This is a genomic window from Allorhizobium borbori (genome assembly GCF_014196535.1).
GTDB lineage: Bacteria > Pseudomonadota > Alphaproteobacteria > Rhizobiales > Rhizobiaceae > Ectorhizobium > Ectorhizobium borbori.
In genome coordinates, this window is record NZ_JACIDU010000029.1 from 1 (window position 1) to 18,291 (window position 18,291).

Consider the following 18,291-nt stretch of genomic DNA (forward strand, 5'->3'; position numbering starts at 1 on the left):
CGAGGCAGAAGAACGATACTATGCCATGCTGGACGAGCCGGCCATGGCCGCATAACTTAAACCAAACGGTCTCCGGTAAATCCGGCGCGGTTCACACTCGTATCGGTTCGTCACCCTCCTCCGTTGGGCCTCAGTTGCAGGCTGCTGAGGTGGGCTTTAAGTGCTGCGCGTCTTTGCGGCGACCAGTCGTCAAGGCCAAGGGTCGCATGCCAGGCATCAACATAGTGGGAAACGGCATAGACGTGGCCATAACCGGCAGGTGTTGCGGCCGCAACCAGCATGTCGAGCGTCAACTGAAAGCCAGTTACAATGGGATACCACCGCATGGCCGGCGAGACATCCGGGCCACGCGGCTCACGCATCCAGTCCGGTCTACGAAAGAAGGAGCGATAGTCGAAGAATACGATGGGGTCGCTTGCATATTGCAGGTAGACGACGCGCGTACTGCCCCAAGGCCTTTCATCCGGCACGGAAAATCCCTGTTGATTCATGAACCGCACCAGCCGCCCGTCGCGAAATTCCGGCAGGCGTTCGGGTGTGCCGGTGGCGCGTTGTCGGGTCAGCCATGCCCAGGTGCCGCTGACGAAGGGCGGGCCGCTCCACAGGGCGCCCTGAACGGGATCGCCAAGCATCTCGAACAGTTCCGCCGAGATTTGCGAGTTCATCGCGCCGAGGCTCAGTCCATGCAGATAAAGTTTCGGACGCTTGTCCTTCGGCAGTCCCGTCCAGTATCCGTAGATAGTCGAAAACAGGGCCTTCGCGGTTTCCGAGCCATATTCCTGTTGTGCCAGAAGCGAAAGCGGGCTGCTCAAATAGGAATACTGGACAGCAACGCTCGCAACATCGCCACCCGTCAGATATTCTAGTGCATCCATGCTCGCGGGATCGACCCAGCCGGTTCCGGTTGGCGTAACGATGACCAGATAGGTGCGTTCGAACCCGCCCTGTCGTTTCAGTTCCTCGAGCGCCAGCCGGGCCCTGTCCTCCACCGTTTCGCCGGAAGGCAGGCCGACATAGACGCGGATCGGCTCGCGCGCCGGTGTCCCGGCCAAGCGAGCGATATCGTCTGGCATTGCTTCAGAGGCGACGAATTCCCGTCCAGCCCGGCCAAGCTTCTGCCATTCGATCAGCGAAGCCGCACTGCCCGTTTTTCCGCTTGCCAAAGGCTGTGGTCGCTCAGGCTCGAACCGGGCGTCGAGCTGCCGATACGACGAATCCAGAAGGCGGAACACATTCCTGACAAGCAGATCATTGGCCAGCGACCAAAGCACAATTCCCGTCAAAAGATAGGCGCTGAGCATCGCAAGGCGACGTGGCACGAAGCGCACAATCTGCCTGTCGATCCGCCTCGCCAACCAAAGCGCGCTTCGACCTATGGCAAGCAAGATGGCGCAAACGACGATAGCAACGCCAAAGATTTTCAGCGGATGTCCACCATCCACCGGCGCCATGTTCATGACGCTCCGCACCGCGTTCTGCCAGTCTTCGGAGTGATAAAGACAAGCAAGACCAATTGCCCCACTGCCGCTGCAACCGGACACGCGCACCCAACGCGGCAGTCTTTGCAGCGATGGAAGCTGGAGATAGGTCACTATCCAGTCAAGAAGGACGCCGAGCGCGTACCCCAAAAATGCGCAGAGACCGGACAGGACGCCCTGCGGCAATGTCTCGCGTGGCACCAGTGACGGTGTAAGCGACATGGCAAAGAACAGCCCAGCGAAAACGACGCCTGGAAACGAAAGGCCCCTGATAAGGTTTGCCACCACGCGCGTCACCGACGCAAATACTGGCACGCTCTGCGGTCGTGGTGTCCTCATTTCGTTCCCTGTGCCTCTGCCTCCCCCACGGTCATCGAACGTTAGAAGCGATAGGTCAAGCCGATCACCGGGCCCTTCAGCGTGGTGTCGAAAATATGCCCACCGGAATCATAGTCGACATCGAGGATCTTGTAGCCGGCCGAAACCGACAGATTATCATTGAAGACATAGTTCGCCGTCGCAAGAGCCTGCCATGTGTGTTTTGAACCAGCGCCAAAACCACCGAGATCGGCCTGTGCCTGGAACGACAGGTTGGGTGTCACCCGATAGAATGTCCTGAAGCCGACAACCGGATCGACCCAGCCGAAATCCTCGCCATATGAGCGGGAAAACCCGCCATAACGAACCGTCAGATCGTTGGACACATGCCAGATGCGTATCCCGCCGAGGAGATCGACGGTAAAATCGGAATCGTCATACACACGATATCCGGCCTTCAGCGTTGCGGTGAACTGTGCCGTATCCACATCGGCGCTCAGGCCGGGCGTGGCTCCTACCATCGGCAGGGACCCAACCGCATGGCTGTCCGTGGTATTGACATACATCAGGTCGCCGGAAAAGACGTAGCGGTCGTATCGCCCCCAGATATCAACGAAGCCGCCAAAATTCAAATGATCCAGAACATCAGAGAATGACTTGTCGACGGCGAGTGTCGGTGCTCGCCGAAAGGGGGAGATATCACCTTCAAGACCTGCGGCCCAAAGATAAGGCGTGACCTGGAATGCCCATCCCTGCCCCCCATGATCCGCAGGAAGCTCGCCGGCATTTGCCGCACCGGCGGATCCAAGCATGGATACGATTAAAATTGCGGTCGTCGTTCTCATCCAGTCCTCTCCTCACAGGCGGCGTTCATCACAAGCCCTGGAACTTGAACGGCTTGGCTTCCTCAAAATAGGCGGTTGAATCGCCGCTGAAGGTGTGAACCTGGTTTTCGCCCAGATCGAGCCTCATGACCTTGCCGCTTCCGGCGGCGAAATCGATCTTCTTGAGATCAACCCAGAAGGTATTCGGCGTCATGGCGGATTCGAAGAAGTAAAGCTGGCGCTTGTGATCGAACACCGTCCGCCAGCGTGTGGAGGAAATTTCCGGTTCGTCCGGTGTCGCTATGCCAAGCGGCACGGAGACATTGCGGATAACACCGAAGACACTGGCCAGAAGGCTGTTGGGCTCTCCGCTCTTTGGAATGGCATTCGCATAGAACGAGGCGCGGGTGAAGCGGTCGGCCGCACGGTTCGTGCCCGGCAGCATCACCGTTCCACCAATGCCTTTCCAGTAGGATGCCAGCGCCAGTTGTTGGTCATAGACCGGGGAATTGGTCATGACCTGATACTGGCGCCCGTGATGGATGATCTGCTTGCCGTCGATATATTCGATGATCGCGCTGTCGCCACTCGCATCGGAAAGTGACAGATGCAAGGTTGTCAGCCGGTTTTGTCCCGGCACGTTGTCGGTCACGATTGTAAACGGTTCTTTTTCGAAATCCGCGACCGCTTCGGCAACGGTTGCGAAATTGTCGAGTGCATATTGCGCCCATGCGGCGATCGTCAGACCAGGCTTGCTACCTGCCTTGAACTCCGGATAACCGGCTTCTGCCAGCCATAGAACGTTTGCAACCAGACCGGCTTCATTGGCGCCATCTGTCGTCGAGACATCATAGCCGGTCGCCACAACTGAGCCATAACGTGATGTCCACTTCAAGGAGTTGGGGCCAGCCTCCCCGCTCCGCTCCATGCCGCGCGGCAGGACATAAAGGTTCGTGCCGATCTCATAACGCCAATCCATCGACCGGGCAGTGACGACGTTTCCGTTATCGCCGAGAAACACGAAGCGGGTGCAAGCCAGCGCCTCAAGCGGCGTGATCAACGCATAACCTCCCAACAAAGCCGCCGACAATACTCTCCGAAAGGCTGAACTACGCATAATCACCTCAAGAAAACAGCGTTAAGTTGTGAGGTGATAGTGAGGTGACATACAGCGTCATGACAAGTCGTAACTCGAATTACCCCAAATTATATGCGGGAGTCGACAATTCACATTGGCGTGATCGGACCCCGGCCGACATAGCCAGCCCGAAGAAGCATGGACTGGAATGCAGGATGCGCGGCATGACCGTTTGGGCGAAACAACCTGAGACATCAATCACGGTGAACGAGACGGACCGAACGGCGGGCGTAGATGTGACGTGCCTCATCGTATCGGCTCCGCCTGCGCACTACCGATTTCATTCAGCCAGGCGAGAGGGCCTGTCGCATGGACGAGCGGCCGAGTTCCTGTCCGTAGGCCGCGATCTCGCGTCCGACGGCAACTCTGTCGGCTTCAAAGCCTTGCAGCGCCGAGCCAAGGCTTGTTGCCTGCCTGATATGCGCACGAAGTGACAGGACGTCGCCGGCTGCCTTGGCGACACCCATTGCGGTATGGGGGCGCACCACGAAGGCCGCATCTCCGATCAGTGCGATCGAAGACCCACTCATGCGATCCGCCCGATAATCGAAAATACCCTGGATGGAAGGGGTTTCCTCCGCATCAACCGCCGCGATGAACTGTGGCGGGAGAAACCTTGCTGCGTCCTCACGCAACAGCCGGCGTCGCGGGTCGGAAAGCTCGCCTCGTGCAAGCGAGAAGCGGGAAGACCGTCCGGATTGACCGATAAAGGTCTGTTTCAGGTCACCCTCATCGACAAACCGATACCAGACCCAGTTGTAACGACGTTCGCCTTCGGCGGTCTCTCCGCCGGCACCGGGCACCAGATAGCCGAGAGCATGGTTTCCGGGCGCGATGTAAAAGGCGAAATTGCCGGGGAGCGGGGAAACGGACGGTGGTAGCGCGCGTTCTGGAACGAGGCCGCGCCAAGCGACATACCCGGCATATCGGCTGATGGCATCGGCATTGATGGCCGACCTCACGACCGATCCTATGCCGTCGGCGCCGACGACCAGATCGACCGCTTCGGTGGAACCGTCGTCGAACTCGATGACGGAGGATCCGCCTTCTTCGCGTACCGATCTCACGGGCTTTCCGAGAACATAGTTGTCGCTCCCGAGTTTCGAGACGACGGCAGAATAGAGAAGGTCCCATGATATCTGGGTCTGCGGCATATGCATGCGCTGACTGACGGCGCCGGTTTTCGCCAGATAGATCCTGTCCCTGGAGACAACGCCAAACGTGGCCAGATGCTCAACGCCAATCTCGCGCAGGATCTGGAAGACCTCCCGTTGCGGGACGAGCCCTGCGCCCCGGCCGGAGAAACCGGTCGAGGAGCGTTCGTAGACCTTGACATCGTGGCCGTCACGACCGAGCAGAATTCCTGCGAAGAGCCCGGCAAGCGAGCCTCCGACGATACGGATGCGAAGCGGTATCATGACCGATTTCCCTGGTGAGCGGGCGTTGTCGCAGGACGATGCTCGAATGACTTGATGACCAGTGCAACGATCCCGAGCGAGCCGCCGAGCACGGCGACGCCGATCCAGCCATCATAGCTCCAGGCCGCAGAGGCAAGTGCAGCGCCCGCAGCTCCGCCGAGGAACATGGCGGTCATGAAGATCGTATTCAATCGACTGCGGGCCTCATGATCGAGGGCATAGACGATGTGCTGGTTCGATACGAGTGCGCTTTGAATTCCGAAGTCGAGGACGATGACGCCGACGACAAGCGCGATCAGAGAGCTCCAGAGCCCGAACATCAGCCAGGCGACGATCGTCAGGATGATGCCGAGCCAGACAACGAAATGCGGTCCCTTACGATCGGCAACCCTGCCTGCGAGCGGGGCGGCAAACACCCCAACCGCACCGACGATACCGAACAGTCCGGCGACGTCCGCTCCAAGACCGAACTTCGGTGTCGCGAGATAGAGCGCAAGCACCGTCCAGAACGCCGTGAACGACCCGAAAAGAGCCGCCTGCATGAGGGCCGCGGAGCGAAGGGCACCTTCCCGCTTCCACAGGTGAGCCAAGGACTTCAGTGCGTTCCTATACGCCATGCGCGATACCGGCGCATGGTCGGGCAACGTCGCATACATCATTGCGGAGGCGATCAAAGCCATCGGTACGCCCAGCCAGAACATTTCCCGCCAACCGAAATTCTGGCCGACGAACCCTGAAAGCGTTCGGGAGAACAGGATCCCTGAGAGGACACCGGCCATGACAGTTCCGATCGTCGATCCACGCTTTTCCGGCGCCGCCAGCGAGGCCGCAAAGGGCACGATCTGCTGCGCGACGGTGGCGCTGGCGCCGACAACCAGCGAAGCAGCGATAAGGCTCCATGCGGTTGGCGCCAGGGCGGCAAGTATGAGTGCGACGGCAAGAATGAGGAACTGACCGATGATCAACTTGCGGCGGTGTATGATGTCGCCAAGCGGCAGCACGAAGAACAGGCCGATGGCATAGCCGAGCTGTGTCGCCGTCGGAACAAAGCCGGTGACCGATTGGCTCGGGAAATCCTGCTCCATGATGCCGAGCATCGGCTGGTTATAGTAGATATTGGCCACGGCAATGCCACTTGCAGCAGCCATGGCAAAAAGCGTTGGCCGCCCAAGATGTGCCGGTCTTGCTGACTCCGAGGTCGATTTGATGTTCATGACGATGTCCATCTGCATAGAGTTGAAATCTGCAGGACATCTAGCGCTTTATCCGATATCGGTTTAGTTGGCTTCTATGTTCTACCTCTATAACGAAAGCAGATAGAATGGATACCGGAGACGTTTTGGTGTTCACGACGGCGGTCAACGCCGGGAGCCTTGCGGAGGCTGGAAGGCGGCTTGGGCTCGGCCCTATGGTCACAAGCCGCCGGCTTGCCAATCTCGAGGCAGAGCTTGGCGTTCGGCTGCTTCACCGGACGACGCGATCCCTTTCGCTCACGCCCGAAGGGGAAACCTTTCTGCCATTCGCACAGGCGTTGGTCGACAACGAGGCCGAGGCCGTGTCGCGGCTTCGGTCTGATACGCGCGGGGCGTCAGGATTGCTGCGCGTGTCAGTCCCGGTATCTTTCGGGCTGAAGTTTGTGACGCCATTCATTCCGACAATCCTGGACGATAACCCGGAATTACGGATTTCGCTGGACCTTACGGACAGCCTTCCCGATCTGGTCGCGACCGGTACGGACCTGGCCATTCGCATCGCCAGGCTGCGCGACAGCAACCTTATCGCCCGCAAGCTTTCCGACAATCCCCGCGTGCTCGTGGCAAGTCCATCATATCTCGGCGAGCGGGGAACCCCAGCCCTCGCCGATGAACTGAGCCAGCATTCATGCTTGCCGCTGCGCAGCGCGACCCATTGGACCTTCATTCAGGATGGCAAGGAACGACACATTCGTCTGAACTCCCGGTTTACCAGCAGCAGTATCGAGGGCTGTCACGCGATAAGCGTTGCCGGCGGCGGGATCGCGCTTTTGTCCTGGTGGAATGTTGCTGACGATATTCGACAGGGTAAATTGGTCGCCGTTCACCTGAAGGATGCCGAACCCGAACCGCTGGGCATCTGGGCCGTCTATCCAACGACACGTCTGGTCCTTCCGAAGGTGCGGGTCTTTATTTCCGCCCTTGAGACGAGGCTCTCCCAGATGCCGGATATTGCCCCTACCCGGTCGCGAGATTAAGCGGGAACGACGAAATGGGCTCGCAGTTCGCCGCCAGTGCCGGCAGCGCCACATCCGCTACCCGGCAGTGGCCAGGGTCTGGATCGTGACATGAACAAGGTGCCCCGGATGGAAAGTGAAGAGATCGCAGTATGATCTATCCCGATATGACCGGGTATCGTCAATTTAACCTCCGTTAGGCGATGGGATACCTTCCTGCGCGGCCTGGCGATAAAAGGCGGCCTCGTTGAGACGCCATTTATCGCCAGGCCAGCCGAACAAGCACCGACCAATCAGTCACGAATGATGCTTGCGAACTCCGCCGCAGCAGCAATCGCGGCCTGCTGGTGAGGCTGCAATGCCTGTGCGTGATAATCCTTGAACAGGTAGAGGAAAGGATCGTCGATCTTGGTCTTGATGCCCGAAAGCTGTTCCATCACCGCCAACCCGCAATAAGGCACATAGGCCGAGGAATAGCCGCCCTCGTGCGACATCATCAGGCGCCCGCCGCACAGTTCGTCGGCCGCCTCCATCAGAAGCCGTGTCATTTCACGGTAGGTATCGCTGTGGAGCAGCATCCGGCCCAGAGGGTCGGCGGACGAGCCGTCGAAGCCCGAGGGCACGACGATCAGGTCCGGCCTGTAGGCTTTCAGTGCAGGCAGAACGATTTGCTGGAAAGCGGCGATATAGGCGCCGTGACCGCTACCGGGGGGAAGCGGGATATTGATGTTGTATCCCTCGCCCGCACCGGTTCCACGTTCCTCGCGAAAGCCGCTATCCGGCGGGTAAAGCTGTTCCTGATGCAGCGAAATCGTCAGAACGCCCGGATCGCCATAGAAGGCGGCCTGCGTGCCGTTTCCGTGATGCACGTCCCAGTCCACCGTCGCGACGCGCTCGAAACCGTGTTTCTTGCGGTTCTTGAGGATGGCCACAGGAATGTTGCCGAACAGGCAGAAGCCAAGTCCCTGATCGCTCTCGGCGTGGTGACCGGGCGGGCGCACCAGCGCATAGCCATTGTCGATTTCGCCGGACAAAACGGCATCCATCACCGCAAAGGTGCCGCCAGCGGCGAGGCAGGCGATCTCATAGGAACCGGGCCCGAAGGGCGTGAGATAACTGGCATCGCCGCCCTGTGCTGCGGACATCGCCTTGATTTTTGCGATGTAGTCCCGCGTGTGGAACAATGCGAGATCATCCTCGTCGACCGGCACCGACTTGATCGAAACGAGGTCTTCGGTCAGGCCGGACACTTCCATCAGGTTCTTGAAGCGGCGCTTGGTTGCCGCGTTCTCAGCGTGCTCGCCCGGCTCGATGGTCAGTCCTGCCGGAAAGAACATCGATGAGACACCGGTACTGTGCCAGAGATAGAGTTCGTGGAAATTCCAGCCTGTCGCCATGTCATCAACTCCCGATCTGTCCCGTTATCCAATCGTTGCCCAGACACTCTTGGTCTGGGTGTAGGAAATCAGCGCGTCCATGCACTTGTCGCGGCCGTTGCCGCTTTCCTTCCAGCCGCCGAACGGGAATTGCATGTCGCCGTTCATGTAACTGTTGATGTAGACCATGCCGGCCTCCACATCGCGGGCAAAACGGTGCGCCTTGCCAAGATCCGAGGTCCAGATGCCGGCGGCCAGGCCGAAATTGGTATCGTTGGCGATGGAAACCGCCTCGTCATAACCGTCGAAGGCGATGATGCTTGCCACCGGTCCGAAGATTTCCTCGCGCGCGATGGTCATGTCGTTGGTAACCCCGGTGAAGATGGTTGGCGCGACATAGGCGCCCTTTTCCAGCCCGACCGGCACCCCGCCACCCGTCAGGCAGGCGGCACCTGCCTGCTTGCCGATGCCGATATAGTTCAGCACCCGCTTCTGTTGACTGAAGTCGACCAGCGGCCCCATGCCGGTTGCGGGATCAAGCGGGTCGCCGGGCGCGTAGCTCGCGGCCTTGGCGCGGAAAATCTCGGTAAATTCCGGCAGGATCGCCTTCTCGACCAGAATGCGGGATCCGGCGCAGCACACCTCGCCCTGATTGCCGAAGATACCCATCGCCGCCCAGGTCGCGGCGGTCTCCAGATCGGCGGCATCGGCCATGATGACATGGGGCGACTTGCCGCCGCATTCGGTCGAGACCTTCTTGAGGTTCGACTGGCCGGAATAGGTCATCATCAGCTTGCCGATCTCGGCCGAACCGGTGAAGGCGATCTTCTCGACATCGTTGTGCAGTGCCAGCGGTTTGCCGGCTTCCGGCCCGAAGCCGTTGACCACATTGAAGACGCCTGCCGGGCCGCCCGCTTCGACGAAGAGGCGGGCCAGAAGAAGCGCCGATAGCGGGGATTGCTCGGCAGGCTTCAGAACCACCGAATTGCCCGCGGCAAGCGCCGGCGCGATCTTCCACGCCGTCATCAGCAGCGGATAGTTCCACGGCACGATGCAGCCGACGACGCCAAGCGGCTGGCGCAGCACGTAGGAAAGGACATCCGGCGATGTCGCCCCAACCGAGCCCTGCACCTTGTCGATGCATTCCGCCGTGAAGCGGAAGCACAGCACGGCGAGCGGAACATCGACGGCGAGCATCTCGGCAATGGGCTTGCCCATGTCGATTGTGTCGATGATCGCGAACTCGTCCTTGTGGGCTTCGATCAGATCGGCGAAGCGATAAAGGACAGCCATCCGGTCGCGGGGAGACATGCGCGACCAGACGCCCGCCTTGAAAGCCTTCAGGCCCGAGGCAACCGCCCGGTCGATATCCGCCGGGCCGCCGCTCGACACCTCGGCCAGCACCGAGCCATCGGCAGGGTTGATACTCTCGAACACCTTGCCGCCGAGGGCGGGAACGAAATCCCCGTCGATGAACAGACGTCCCTCAAGCTTCAGACGGGCGGCCTTTTCATGCCAGGTGGCCGATTGCGCAACGATGGTCATGGCGTCCTCCTCAGGCGGCAAGAATCTTCTGGCAGGCGCGTTCGGCCACCATGATCGTCGGCGCGTTGAGATTGCCGGAAACCATGATCGGAATGGCAGAGGCGTCAATGATGCGAATGCCTTCGAGCCCGTGCACCTTCATCGTGGCGGGATCTGTGACGGCGAGCGCATCGACACCCATGCGGCAGGTGCTGGAGGGATGGTAGAGCGTGGTCATGTGACCGCGGACATACTCGCCAATCTCCTCATCGCTCCGGCATTCGGCGCTGGGCGAAAGTTCGTAGTCGATCAACTCCCGGATCGGCGACTGCTCGACAATACGACGATTGATCCGCACGCCGGCAACCAGGGTTGCGAGATCCTCGCCGCTTTCGTCAGAAGCGAAATATTTCGGGTCGATGGCCGGATATTCGGTCGGATCGGCGGAGCGCAGGCGGATCTCGCCGCGGCTGTTTGGACGCTGGAGCACGCAATGGGCGGTAATCCCGGAACGCCCGCCGAGGAAGCGCGCGTAATCACGATGCGGGCTGATGGCGCCATAGAGCTGGAGATCGGGTTCGACGCCTTCGCGGCTGCACACATGCCCGCCCGAAGCCACCCATGGGGAGGTCCGGATACCGGTGCGATGATCGCGCCATTCCGCAAAGCTCTGTTCGATGGTTTCGGCGGTCCAGGCGCCGATGCCCATGTCTTCCTTCGTGTAGAAGGAAATCGGGATATTCAGATGATCCTGCAAGTCCTTGCCGACACCGGGAAGATCATGGACCGGCTTGACCCCCGCCTCCTCCAGTTCCGCCGCCGGGCCGATACCCGACAGCATCATGATCTGGCAGGTGCCGATGGCGCCGGCGGCCATCACCACCTCGCTGGACGCATAGCTCACTTCCGGAACGCCGTTGACCAGATACTTAACCCCGGTCACGCGACCGTTTTCGACCACCAGCCCGGTGACGAGAACGCCCTTCTTCAGCGTCACATTGCCCCGCTCAAGCGCCGGGCGCAGATAGGCCTTGCCGGTGCCCCAGCGCTCGCCGTCCTTGATGGTGAACTGGAACAGGCCCACACCTTCCTGTGTCGCGCCATTATAGTCGGGGTTATACGGATAGCCTGCGGCCTCCGCCGCCTCGATCCACAGCTTCTCGTATTTGTCGACATAGGGAACGTTGCCGATATAGAGTGGCCCTTCGGTGCCGTGATATTCGCTGTCACGAAAATGCGCGTTGTTTTCCGATGCAAGGAAGGTCGGCAACACGTCCTTCCAGCCCCAGCCGGCGCACCCCGCCTTTTCCCAGGCGTCGTAATCCGAAGCGAGGCCGCGAATGTAGATCATCGCGTTGAGAGCGCCGGAACCACCGACCATCTTGCCACGCGGCCAGAAGATGCGACGGCCGCGGCAACCGGCCTGCGGCTCGGTGTAATAGCCCCAGTCGGCGCGGGTGTTGAACATTGTCACCCAGTCGGACGGGACATCGGAGGCGACCGGTGCGGCCTGACCCGCTTCCAGAACGAGTATCTTGCGGTTGCCATCGGCGCCCAGCCGAAAAGCGGCGACGCAACCGGCGGAACCGGCACCGACAATAATCGTATCGTACATGATCAGAACCCCTTTTATTTCGCGGTCAGCGCCGCGTTTTCCTGAGGACCCATGGCCGACCGCGGCGAGCGACGGCGCAGGAACCGGACGAGATCGCCGATGCGCCCGACGAGGCCCTTCGGCATGAGAACGATGGAGAGCGCAATGATGATGCCGAGCCCGAGCGTGCGGAATTCTCCCGCCTCGCGCATCAGTTCATCCGCCAGCACCAGGACGATCGTTCCGACCAGAGGCCCCCAGAAGCTGCCGAGACCACCGACGACCGTGATGGCGATGATGAACATCAACTGCGACATCGACAGAACGCCGGGACCGATGGCCTGGAAGTGGGCGGCATAGAAACCACCGGCCAGTCCGGTGAAGAAGGCGGAGATACCGAATACCAGAAGCTGGGCCTGAAAGCGGTTGACGCCACGCGCGATCGCATAGGCCGGATCGTCCTTCAGCGCCCGGAAGGCGAGCCCGATGGGGCTTTTCACAACGACGTAGGTGAAGATCATCGTCACCGTGAACAGGGTGGCTATGATCGCATAATTGCCGACCAACCACTGGCCCTTGAGAAGCGTGCGCATGCCGAGGTCACCGAAGCGGGCAAAACCCACCGCCCCACCGGTGAACTGCCGGCAAATGGAACCGACCATGACGAAACATTCGGTATCCGTCACGATCAGCAGATACATGGCCTGGGCAATGGCCAGCGTCAGAAGCGCGACGTAAACGCCGGTCAGCCTGAGGCATGCGAGGCCGACGACGAGCGAGAACACCATGGCGGCAATCGCACCTGGAACAAGCGCCGCCCAGACATTCAAGCCGAAATAGAAGCAGATCATTGCGGTCGCATAGCCACCGAAGGCGAAGATCGCCATCTGCGCCAGCGAGAAGATGCCGGAGAAACCGAAGAGCAGGTTCCATTGCGAGGCGATCGTCGCGTAAAACAGCGCCAGCACGATCTGCCCGAGAATGTAGCGGCTTTCCACCATGAAAGGCAGGGTGACGGCAGCGGCAATCAGCACCAGTGCGATGACGGCGTCGAGCTTTGCCGATCCGGAAATACCCTTGCCGGTTGATAGCTTGGTCATGATCGGCTCCTTACATGCGACGGATCTGGGCACGTCCGAACAGGCCGGACGGACGCCAGATCAACACGGCGATGACGACGAAAAGCAGCGAGGGAAAACCCCAGCGGGCCCCTGCGACGAACTGCACGAAGGCTTCGAGAAGGGCGAGCCCGAAGGCGGCGGTGATCGCGCCCGGCAGGTTGCCGAGGCCGGCCACCACGCACATGATGAAGGCCTTGAGCATCGGGTCGTTGCCAAGCGGCGGGGAAAGCTGGGTCATGGAACTCACCATGACGCCGCAGACACCCGCCAGCGCTCCCGAAAGCACCAGAACCTGAAAATAGACGCGGTTCACCGCAACACCGAGCAACTGCGCCGCATCGCGGTTCTGGGCGGTGGCGCGGATGGCGCGGCCCATGCGGGTCTTCCCGAGCAGAAGGGCGACGATTGCCATGAGCACCAGAACGACCGCAACGATCAGGATGTTCTGATAGGGCAGCGTGACCGGCCCGATCACCAGTGCGCCCGATACCGAAAGCGGCTGTTTGAGCGGCTGGCCGCCATAGGTCAGCAGAATGGCGTTCTCGAGCGCGATACCAATGCCGACGGTAGCGATCATGACGTTGGATTCGAAAGTGCTTTTGTCATGACGCAGAAGGTTCGAGACAATCAGCACGTAAAGCAGGCCGCCGGCAACGGCACCGGCCACGATGGCGGCGAGGAAACCGAGGCCTATGGGCAGGCCGAGCGAGGTGGAGGCGGTGAAGGCGACATAGCCGCCAAGGGTCAGCATGGCGGCATGAGCCATGTTGAGCATGCCCATGGAACCCCACACCAGCGACAGGCCGACAGTGGCCAAGGCGTAGAGCGCGCCCGTGGTAAGGCCGGCAACGATGATGGAGACGAAAATATCGAGCATGCCGGTCAGCCTCCGAGATAGGTTGCGAGAAGCTCGTCGCGGGCCAGAAGGTCGGCCGGCGGGCCGGACCAGACGATGGCACCGTCATCGAGCAGGTGAAGCTTGTCGGCGAGATCCGCCACGCGGGCCGGGTTTTCCTCGACCAGCAGAATAGTGCGGCCGCTGCGCGACAATTCGGCGATCACACCGTAGATCTGTTCGATGATGAGCGGTGCAAGACCAAGTGACGGCTCGTCGATGAGGAGGATCTGCCCGCCCATCATCAGGCCGCGACCAATGCCGACCATGCGCCGCTCGCCGCCGGAGAGCGACGAGGCGATCTGGTGCCGCCGTTCCGAAAGCTTCGGCAGAAGCGTGAAGACCTCGTCGAGACGACGATCGATCTCCGCCCGGTTCGGTGCGAGATAGGCACCCATCAGCAGGTTTTCGAGAACGCTCATTTCCGGAAACAGGAGGTCGCCCTGCGGCACATGGGCGACGCCGAGCGCGGCAATCGCGTGCGGCTTTGCGGAAACGAGCTGGCCATTGACGCGGATCGCCCCGCCCCGGAGTGGCACAAGGCCGGAAATGGTGCGCAGAAGCGTCGTCTTGCCATGGCCGTTGGGGCCGACGACGGTCACGAATTCGCCGGCTCCCACATCAAAAGAGATGCCCTTGAGGACCTGCAATTCCTTGTAGCCGGATACAACGTTGGTGAGGCTCAGAACGGGAGGTTTGGCAGCAACGCTCATGCCTGTTCTCCTTCCGCAAAAAAGGTCTTCAGACGCTTTTGCGTTCCCTCACCGAGATAGGTCGCGACCACGACCGGGTCCTCGGCCACCTGGTTGGGCAAGCCCTCGAAGATCTTCTTGCCGTGATGCATGATCAGCACCCGGCTCGACAGCGCCAGAAGGAAGCGCATGACATGCTCGATCAGGACGACCGTCATACCTTCGCCCTTGAGCTTGAGCACGAGTTCCATGATCAGGTCGATCTCCGTGGTGTTGAGGCCACCGACCGGCTCGTCGAGAAAAAGGATTTTCGGCCTGGTGGCGATCGCACCGGCAATCATCAACAGTTTGCGGTCGAGCACGGGAAGCTGGCCCACCGTCTGGTCTGCCTTGGCGGCCAGACCGACGAAGGCCAGCGCCTCCTCTGTCTGCTCGCGGGCCTCGGGCCCCAGTCGCAGGCCGGGAAAGGTCCGCTTGGCGCGCCCGAAATAGGTGGCGACATCGATGTTTTCCCGGACGGTCAGGCTCTCGAAGGCCGCATTGAGCTGAAAGGTGCGCGCCATGCCAAGCTGGCATATGCGGTCGGCCCCCAGGCCGGTGATGTCGTGACCATCGAAGGCGATGCTGCCCTCTGTCAGGGGGGTTATGCCGGTGATGACATCGAAGAACGTGGTCTTGCCGGCGCCGTTCGGCCCCCCGATACCGACGATCTCGCCGGCGGCAACCGACAGCGACATGCCGTCGACTGCGGCAAGCGATCCGTAGCGCTTGACGACGTTCTCGCAGTTCAGCAGCACCTGCTTTTCGTCAGTCATGATCCCTGTCTCCGTGGTCGGTTCCGGCATCGGCCGCTTGCGCGCCCGATGCCATGGCGAAATTCGGTCACAGGTGCATGATCACTTGATCCACGGCGGCAGAACGAAGCTGTCGGTGGCGTAGAGCGCCGGGGCGACAAGCTTCGCATCTGTCTTGTAGTCCTGATGCTGAAGGAACTGGTGCGGCATGCCCAGCGAAGGATCGGCCACCTGCGTCGGATAGCAGTAGGCCGATTGTCCCGCCGGATCGGCGCGGTAAGTGCCGTTGACGCCGCGATAGACGTTACGGCGCATGGCAGCGGCGACTTTCGCCACCTGCTCCTTGTTGAAGGGTTCACCCGGGCCACCGGCAAGGGCAGCGGCAATCGCCCACATCCAGAGGCCATCATAGGTCTGCGACCCCGTCAGATAGGCCGCCGTCGGACCGAACTTCGCGCGGTAGGCTTCGCGGAACGGTTTCGCGTAGTCGTCGGGCAGGCAGCCGATCACCGTTGAATAGAGGACGCCGTTGATATTGGCGCCCCCGATTTCCCGGAAGGCCGGCAACGACGGACCATACTGCATGTAGACAAGGCTGTTGGTCGGCTGCTGCAGGAACTGCACCATGAACTGGGCCAGATCCTGCGGCAGGAAGTGGGTCACGAGAATGGCCGCCGGCGGGTCCTGACGCAGCTTGGCAAGCGTCGGACCCCACTGGTTGGTCGGGAAGGGCACGGTCTCGAACAGGCTGACCTCGAAGCCGTATTCCTTGGCCTTGTCGCGGATCGCGTTGGCGATCACAATCGAGTATTCGTTGGCGGAGGGAATGATGGCGATCTTCTTGTTGGGCGCCTTCCACTGGCCGGTGTCGGCAAGGTTCTTGAGAAAGTTCAGGCAACCCGGACCATACCAGTATTCCGGCGGATCGCCCTGAAACGAGCCGTAATAGCGATCCGGATCGGTCTTGAACTTCTCGTTATGCGAGATCAACGTGTTGTAATGCATCATGATGACGTCGTTGTCGGCGGCGACGTCCATTTCGGCCATGTTGGTGCCGAGGTTGTAGCCGTTGATGATCACCGGCGTCGAATGCCGGTCGATCAGGCGCTGCATGGCCTGCGTCACGAGATCGGCACCCATTTCCTTGGTGTCTTCGATGTGAAGTTCGATCGGGCGCCCGAGAATGCCGCCGGCGGCATTGATTTCTTCGGCCGCGAGTGTCAGGCCGTTCTTGAACTCGATGCCGTCAGCGGCGGCAAGACCCGACATCGGCAGGGCCGACCCCACGGGGATAGGCGTGTCCTCGGCAGCCCTGGCCTGGCTGTTGAGGTCGGATAAGAGCGTCCCGCCGGCGGCGCCGGCGCCAAGGACGCCCTGAAGCATTGCACGTCTGTTCATCATAACGGTTACCCCTTTTATGGTTGGTTCTGGTCGTCATGCGTCATGCGGTGCTTATTGGGAAAAGAGCACCTCCAGGCTTGCGGCAGCAGCAAGAACCCGCGCGTCTTCCCCACGCGCGCCAACGATCTGGAAGCCGACCGGCAGGCCCGCCTCCGTCAACGCGCAGGGAACGATACAGGCCGGCTGCTGGCTGAGGTTGATGGGGAAGCTGAAGCCTGCCCATTCCGTCCAGCGTGCGTAGTCACCGGCGGGCGGCACTTCCAGACCGGCATCGAATGCAGGCAGCGCCGTCCCGGGCGATACGAGAAAGTCGTAATCCGAGAGCAACCGATCCATCGCCGCACCGAAATCCGCCCGGCGCACCTGCGCCTTGACGAGATCGATGGACGAATAGGCCGCTCCCTGACTGGCGACTTCGAGGAAGCCGGGATCGACCTTGCCGCGTTCGCCCGGCGGGACGGTAGAAAGCCGGGCGGCTGCACCCGTGAACCAGTGATGATGGAACAGATCGAGGAGGCTGTCGGCAGGCAGGGATACCGGCTCCACGATGGCGCCAGCCGCTTCCAGCTTCCTGACGGCACCATCAACCAGTGCTCCGATCTCGGGATCGAGCCTGCCGCTGGCGGGTTGCGACCAGTAACCGATCTTGCGTCCAGCCAGCGAACCGGTTTCCTGCGAAAGCGGTGAAAGCACACCGGCGCCCTGCGCCCAGTCGCGAAGATCGCGCCCGGACATGGCCTGCAGCATGGCGAGCGCATCCGCTGCGCTTCGGGTCATGGGGCCGATATGGGCAACCGTGCCGAAGGCACTGGCCGGATAGGCTGGAACCCGCCCGAAGGTCGGCTTGTGGCCGACGATGCCACAAAAGGAGGCCGGCACGCGGATCGAGCCGCCGCCATCCGTACCGAGGTGGAAAACCCCTGCGCCCGTGGCGGCCGCAACCGCCGCACCGCCAGACGAACCGCCGGATGTCTTTGCGGGGTTCCAGGGATTGCGCGTCACGCCACACAGGGCGCTGTCGGTCACGGCCTTCCAGCCGAATTCCGGTGTCGTCGTCTGGCCGATGAACACCGCTCCGGCCTTGCGCAGCAATGCAACGGACGGAGCATCGATCTCGTAGGGGGTGACGGGCGTTGTGGTGCTGCCGTAGCGCACACTCCAGCCCTTGACCCAGACGATATCCTTTAACGTCGTGGGAATGCCGTCGGAGGGCGAAAGCGGTGCGCCATCGCGCCACCGGCGTTCGGAGGCCGACGCAGCCTCAAGGGCACCCGCAATATCCAGAAACGTGAAGGCGTTGAGCGTGGGATTGATGTCTTCGGCGCGCGCGATCGCCGCCCTGGCGACATCGACAGGAGAGAGCGAACCTTTGGCATAGGCCTCGGAAAGTTCAGCGGCGGAAAGACGGCACAGGTCACCCGCCCCTGCGAGAGGGTTGGTCAGCGACATTCGCAATGTTCCCCTTATTGTCGGCCCGCGTCTTTGGCGAACCGCTTGATTAAGATCAGT

The 18,291-nt window shown here is 61.0% G+C and carries 15 protein-coding genes; 1 reads left to right on the top strand and 14 read right to left on the bottom strand.

What is annotated here, in order from left to right; genetic code table 11:
- Positions 1-110: 110 nt before the first annotated feature.
- From GGQ66_RS21395 to GGQ66_RS21415, 5 genes are all read right to left on the bottom strand, one after another.
- Positions 111-1,700 (bottom strand): alpha/beta hydrolase, encoded by a 1,590-nt coding sequence (locus GGQ66_RS21395; protein ID WP_237359030.1) that lies wholly within the window; start codon positions 1,698-1,700, stop codon positions 111-113.
- A 158-nt stretch (positions 1,701-1,858) separates the two neighbouring features.
- Complete coding sequence (locus GGQ66_RS21400) at positions 1,859-2,641, bottom strand: porin family protein (protein ID WP_183795503.1); 783 nt, start codon at positions 2,639-2,641, stop codon at positions 1,859-1,861.
- Between the two features lie 28 nt (positions 2,642-2,669).
- Positions 2,670-3,737, bottom strand: coding sequence for a linear amide C-N hydrolase (locus GGQ66_RS21405; RefSeq protein ID WP_183795505.1), 1,068 nt, complete (start codon positions 3,735-3,737; stop codon positions 2,670-2,672).
- 305 nt (positions 3,738-4,042) lie between these two features.
- A complete protein-coding gene (locus GGQ66_RS21410; RefSeq protein WP_183795507.1) occupies positions 4,043-5,176 on the bottom strand; it encodes an FAD binding domain-containing protein in 1,134 nt (377 codons plus the stop codon).
- On the bottom strand, positions 5,173-6,390 hold the full coding sequence (locus GGQ66_RS21415) for an MFS transporter (RefSeq protein ID WP_237359031.1): 1,218 nt from the start codon (positions 6,388-6,390) through the stop codon (positions 5,173-5,175). Before GGQ66_RS21415 ends, GGQ66_RS21410 begins: the two co-directional genes overlap by 4 nt.
- A 107-nt stretch (positions 6,391-6,497) precedes the next feature.
- On the opposite strand from GGQ66_RS21415, the gene GGQ66_RS21420 reads away from it, so the two are divergent.
- On the top strand, positions 6,498-7,406 hold the full coding sequence (locus GGQ66_RS21420) for a LysR family transcriptional regulator (protein ID WP_183795509.1): 909 nt from the start codon (positions 6,498-6,500) through the stop codon (positions 7,404-7,406).
- Between the two features lie 272 nt (positions 7,407-7,678).
- Here GGQ66_RS21420 and GGQ66_RS21425 read toward each other — a convergent pair whose 3' ends face one another.
- The 9 genes from GGQ66_RS21425 to GGQ66_RS21465 form a co-directional block, all read right to left on the bottom strand.
- Positions 7,679-8,782: a histone deacetylase-like amidohydrolase gene (locus GGQ66_RS21425; RefSeq protein ID WP_183795511.1), complete on the bottom strand. Its 1,104-nt coding sequence runs from the start codon at positions 8,780-8,782 to the stop codon at positions 7,679-7,681.
- Positions 8,783-8,806: 24 nt separating this feature from the next.
- Complete coding sequence (locus GGQ66_RS21430; RefSeq protein ID WP_183795513.1) at positions 8,807-10,306, bottom strand: aldehyde dehydrogenase; 1,500 nt, start codon at positions 10,304-10,306, stop codon at positions 8,807-8,809.
- A gap of 10 nt (positions 10,307-10,316) precedes the next feature.
- The gene (locus tag GGQ66_RS21435; protein WP_183795515.1) at positions 10,317-11,900 is read right to left on the bottom strand and encodes a GMC family oxidoreductase; all 1,584 of its coding nucleotides are present in this window, start codon (positions 11,898-11,900) and stop codon (positions 10,317-10,319) included.
- A gap of 14 nt (positions 11,901-11,914) precedes the next feature.
- Positions 11,915-12,979 carry a branched-chain amino acid ABC transporter permease gene (locus GGQ66_RS21440; protein WP_183795517.1) on the bottom strand — a complete coding sequence of 355 codons (1,065 nt, stop codon included), beginning with the start codon at positions 12,977-12,979 and terminating at the stop codon, positions 11,915-11,917.
- Between the two features lie 10 nt (positions 12,980-12,989).
- Positions 12,990-13,877 (bottom strand): branched-chain amino acid ABC transporter permease, encoded by an 888-nt coding sequence (locus tag GGQ66_RS21445; protein ID WP_183795519.1) that lies wholly within the window; start codon positions 13,875-13,877, stop codon positions 12,990-12,992.
- A gap of 5 nt (positions 13,878-13,882) precedes the next feature.
- Positions 13,883-14,608 carry an ABC transporter ATP-binding protein gene (locus GGQ66_RS21450; RefSeq protein ID WP_183795521.1) on the bottom strand — a complete coding sequence of 242 codons (726 nt, stop codon included), beginning with the start codon at positions 14,606-14,608 and terminating at the stop codon, positions 13,883-13,885.
- A complete protein-coding gene (locus tag GGQ66_RS21455) occupies positions 14,605-15,402 on the bottom strand; it encodes an ABC transporter ATP-binding protein (protein ID WP_183795523.1) in 798 nt (265 codons plus the stop codon). The genes GGQ66_RS21450 and GGQ66_RS21455 overlap by 4 nt, the downstream gene beginning before the upstream one ends.
- An 81-nt stretch (positions 15,403-15,483) precedes the next feature.
- Positions 15,484-16,779: an ABC transporter substrate-binding protein gene (locus tag GGQ66_RS21460; RefSeq protein ID WP_237359032.1), complete on the bottom strand. Its 1,296-nt coding sequence runs from the start codon at positions 16,777-16,779 to the stop codon at positions 15,484-15,486.
- A 54-nt stretch (positions 16,780-16,833) separates the two neighbouring features.
- Complete coding sequence (locus GGQ66_RS21465; protein WP_183795527.1) at positions 16,834-18,231, bottom strand: amidase; 1,398 nt, start codon at positions 18,229-18,231, stop codon at positions 16,834-16,836.
- Positions 18,232-18,291 lie beyond the last annotated feature (60 nt).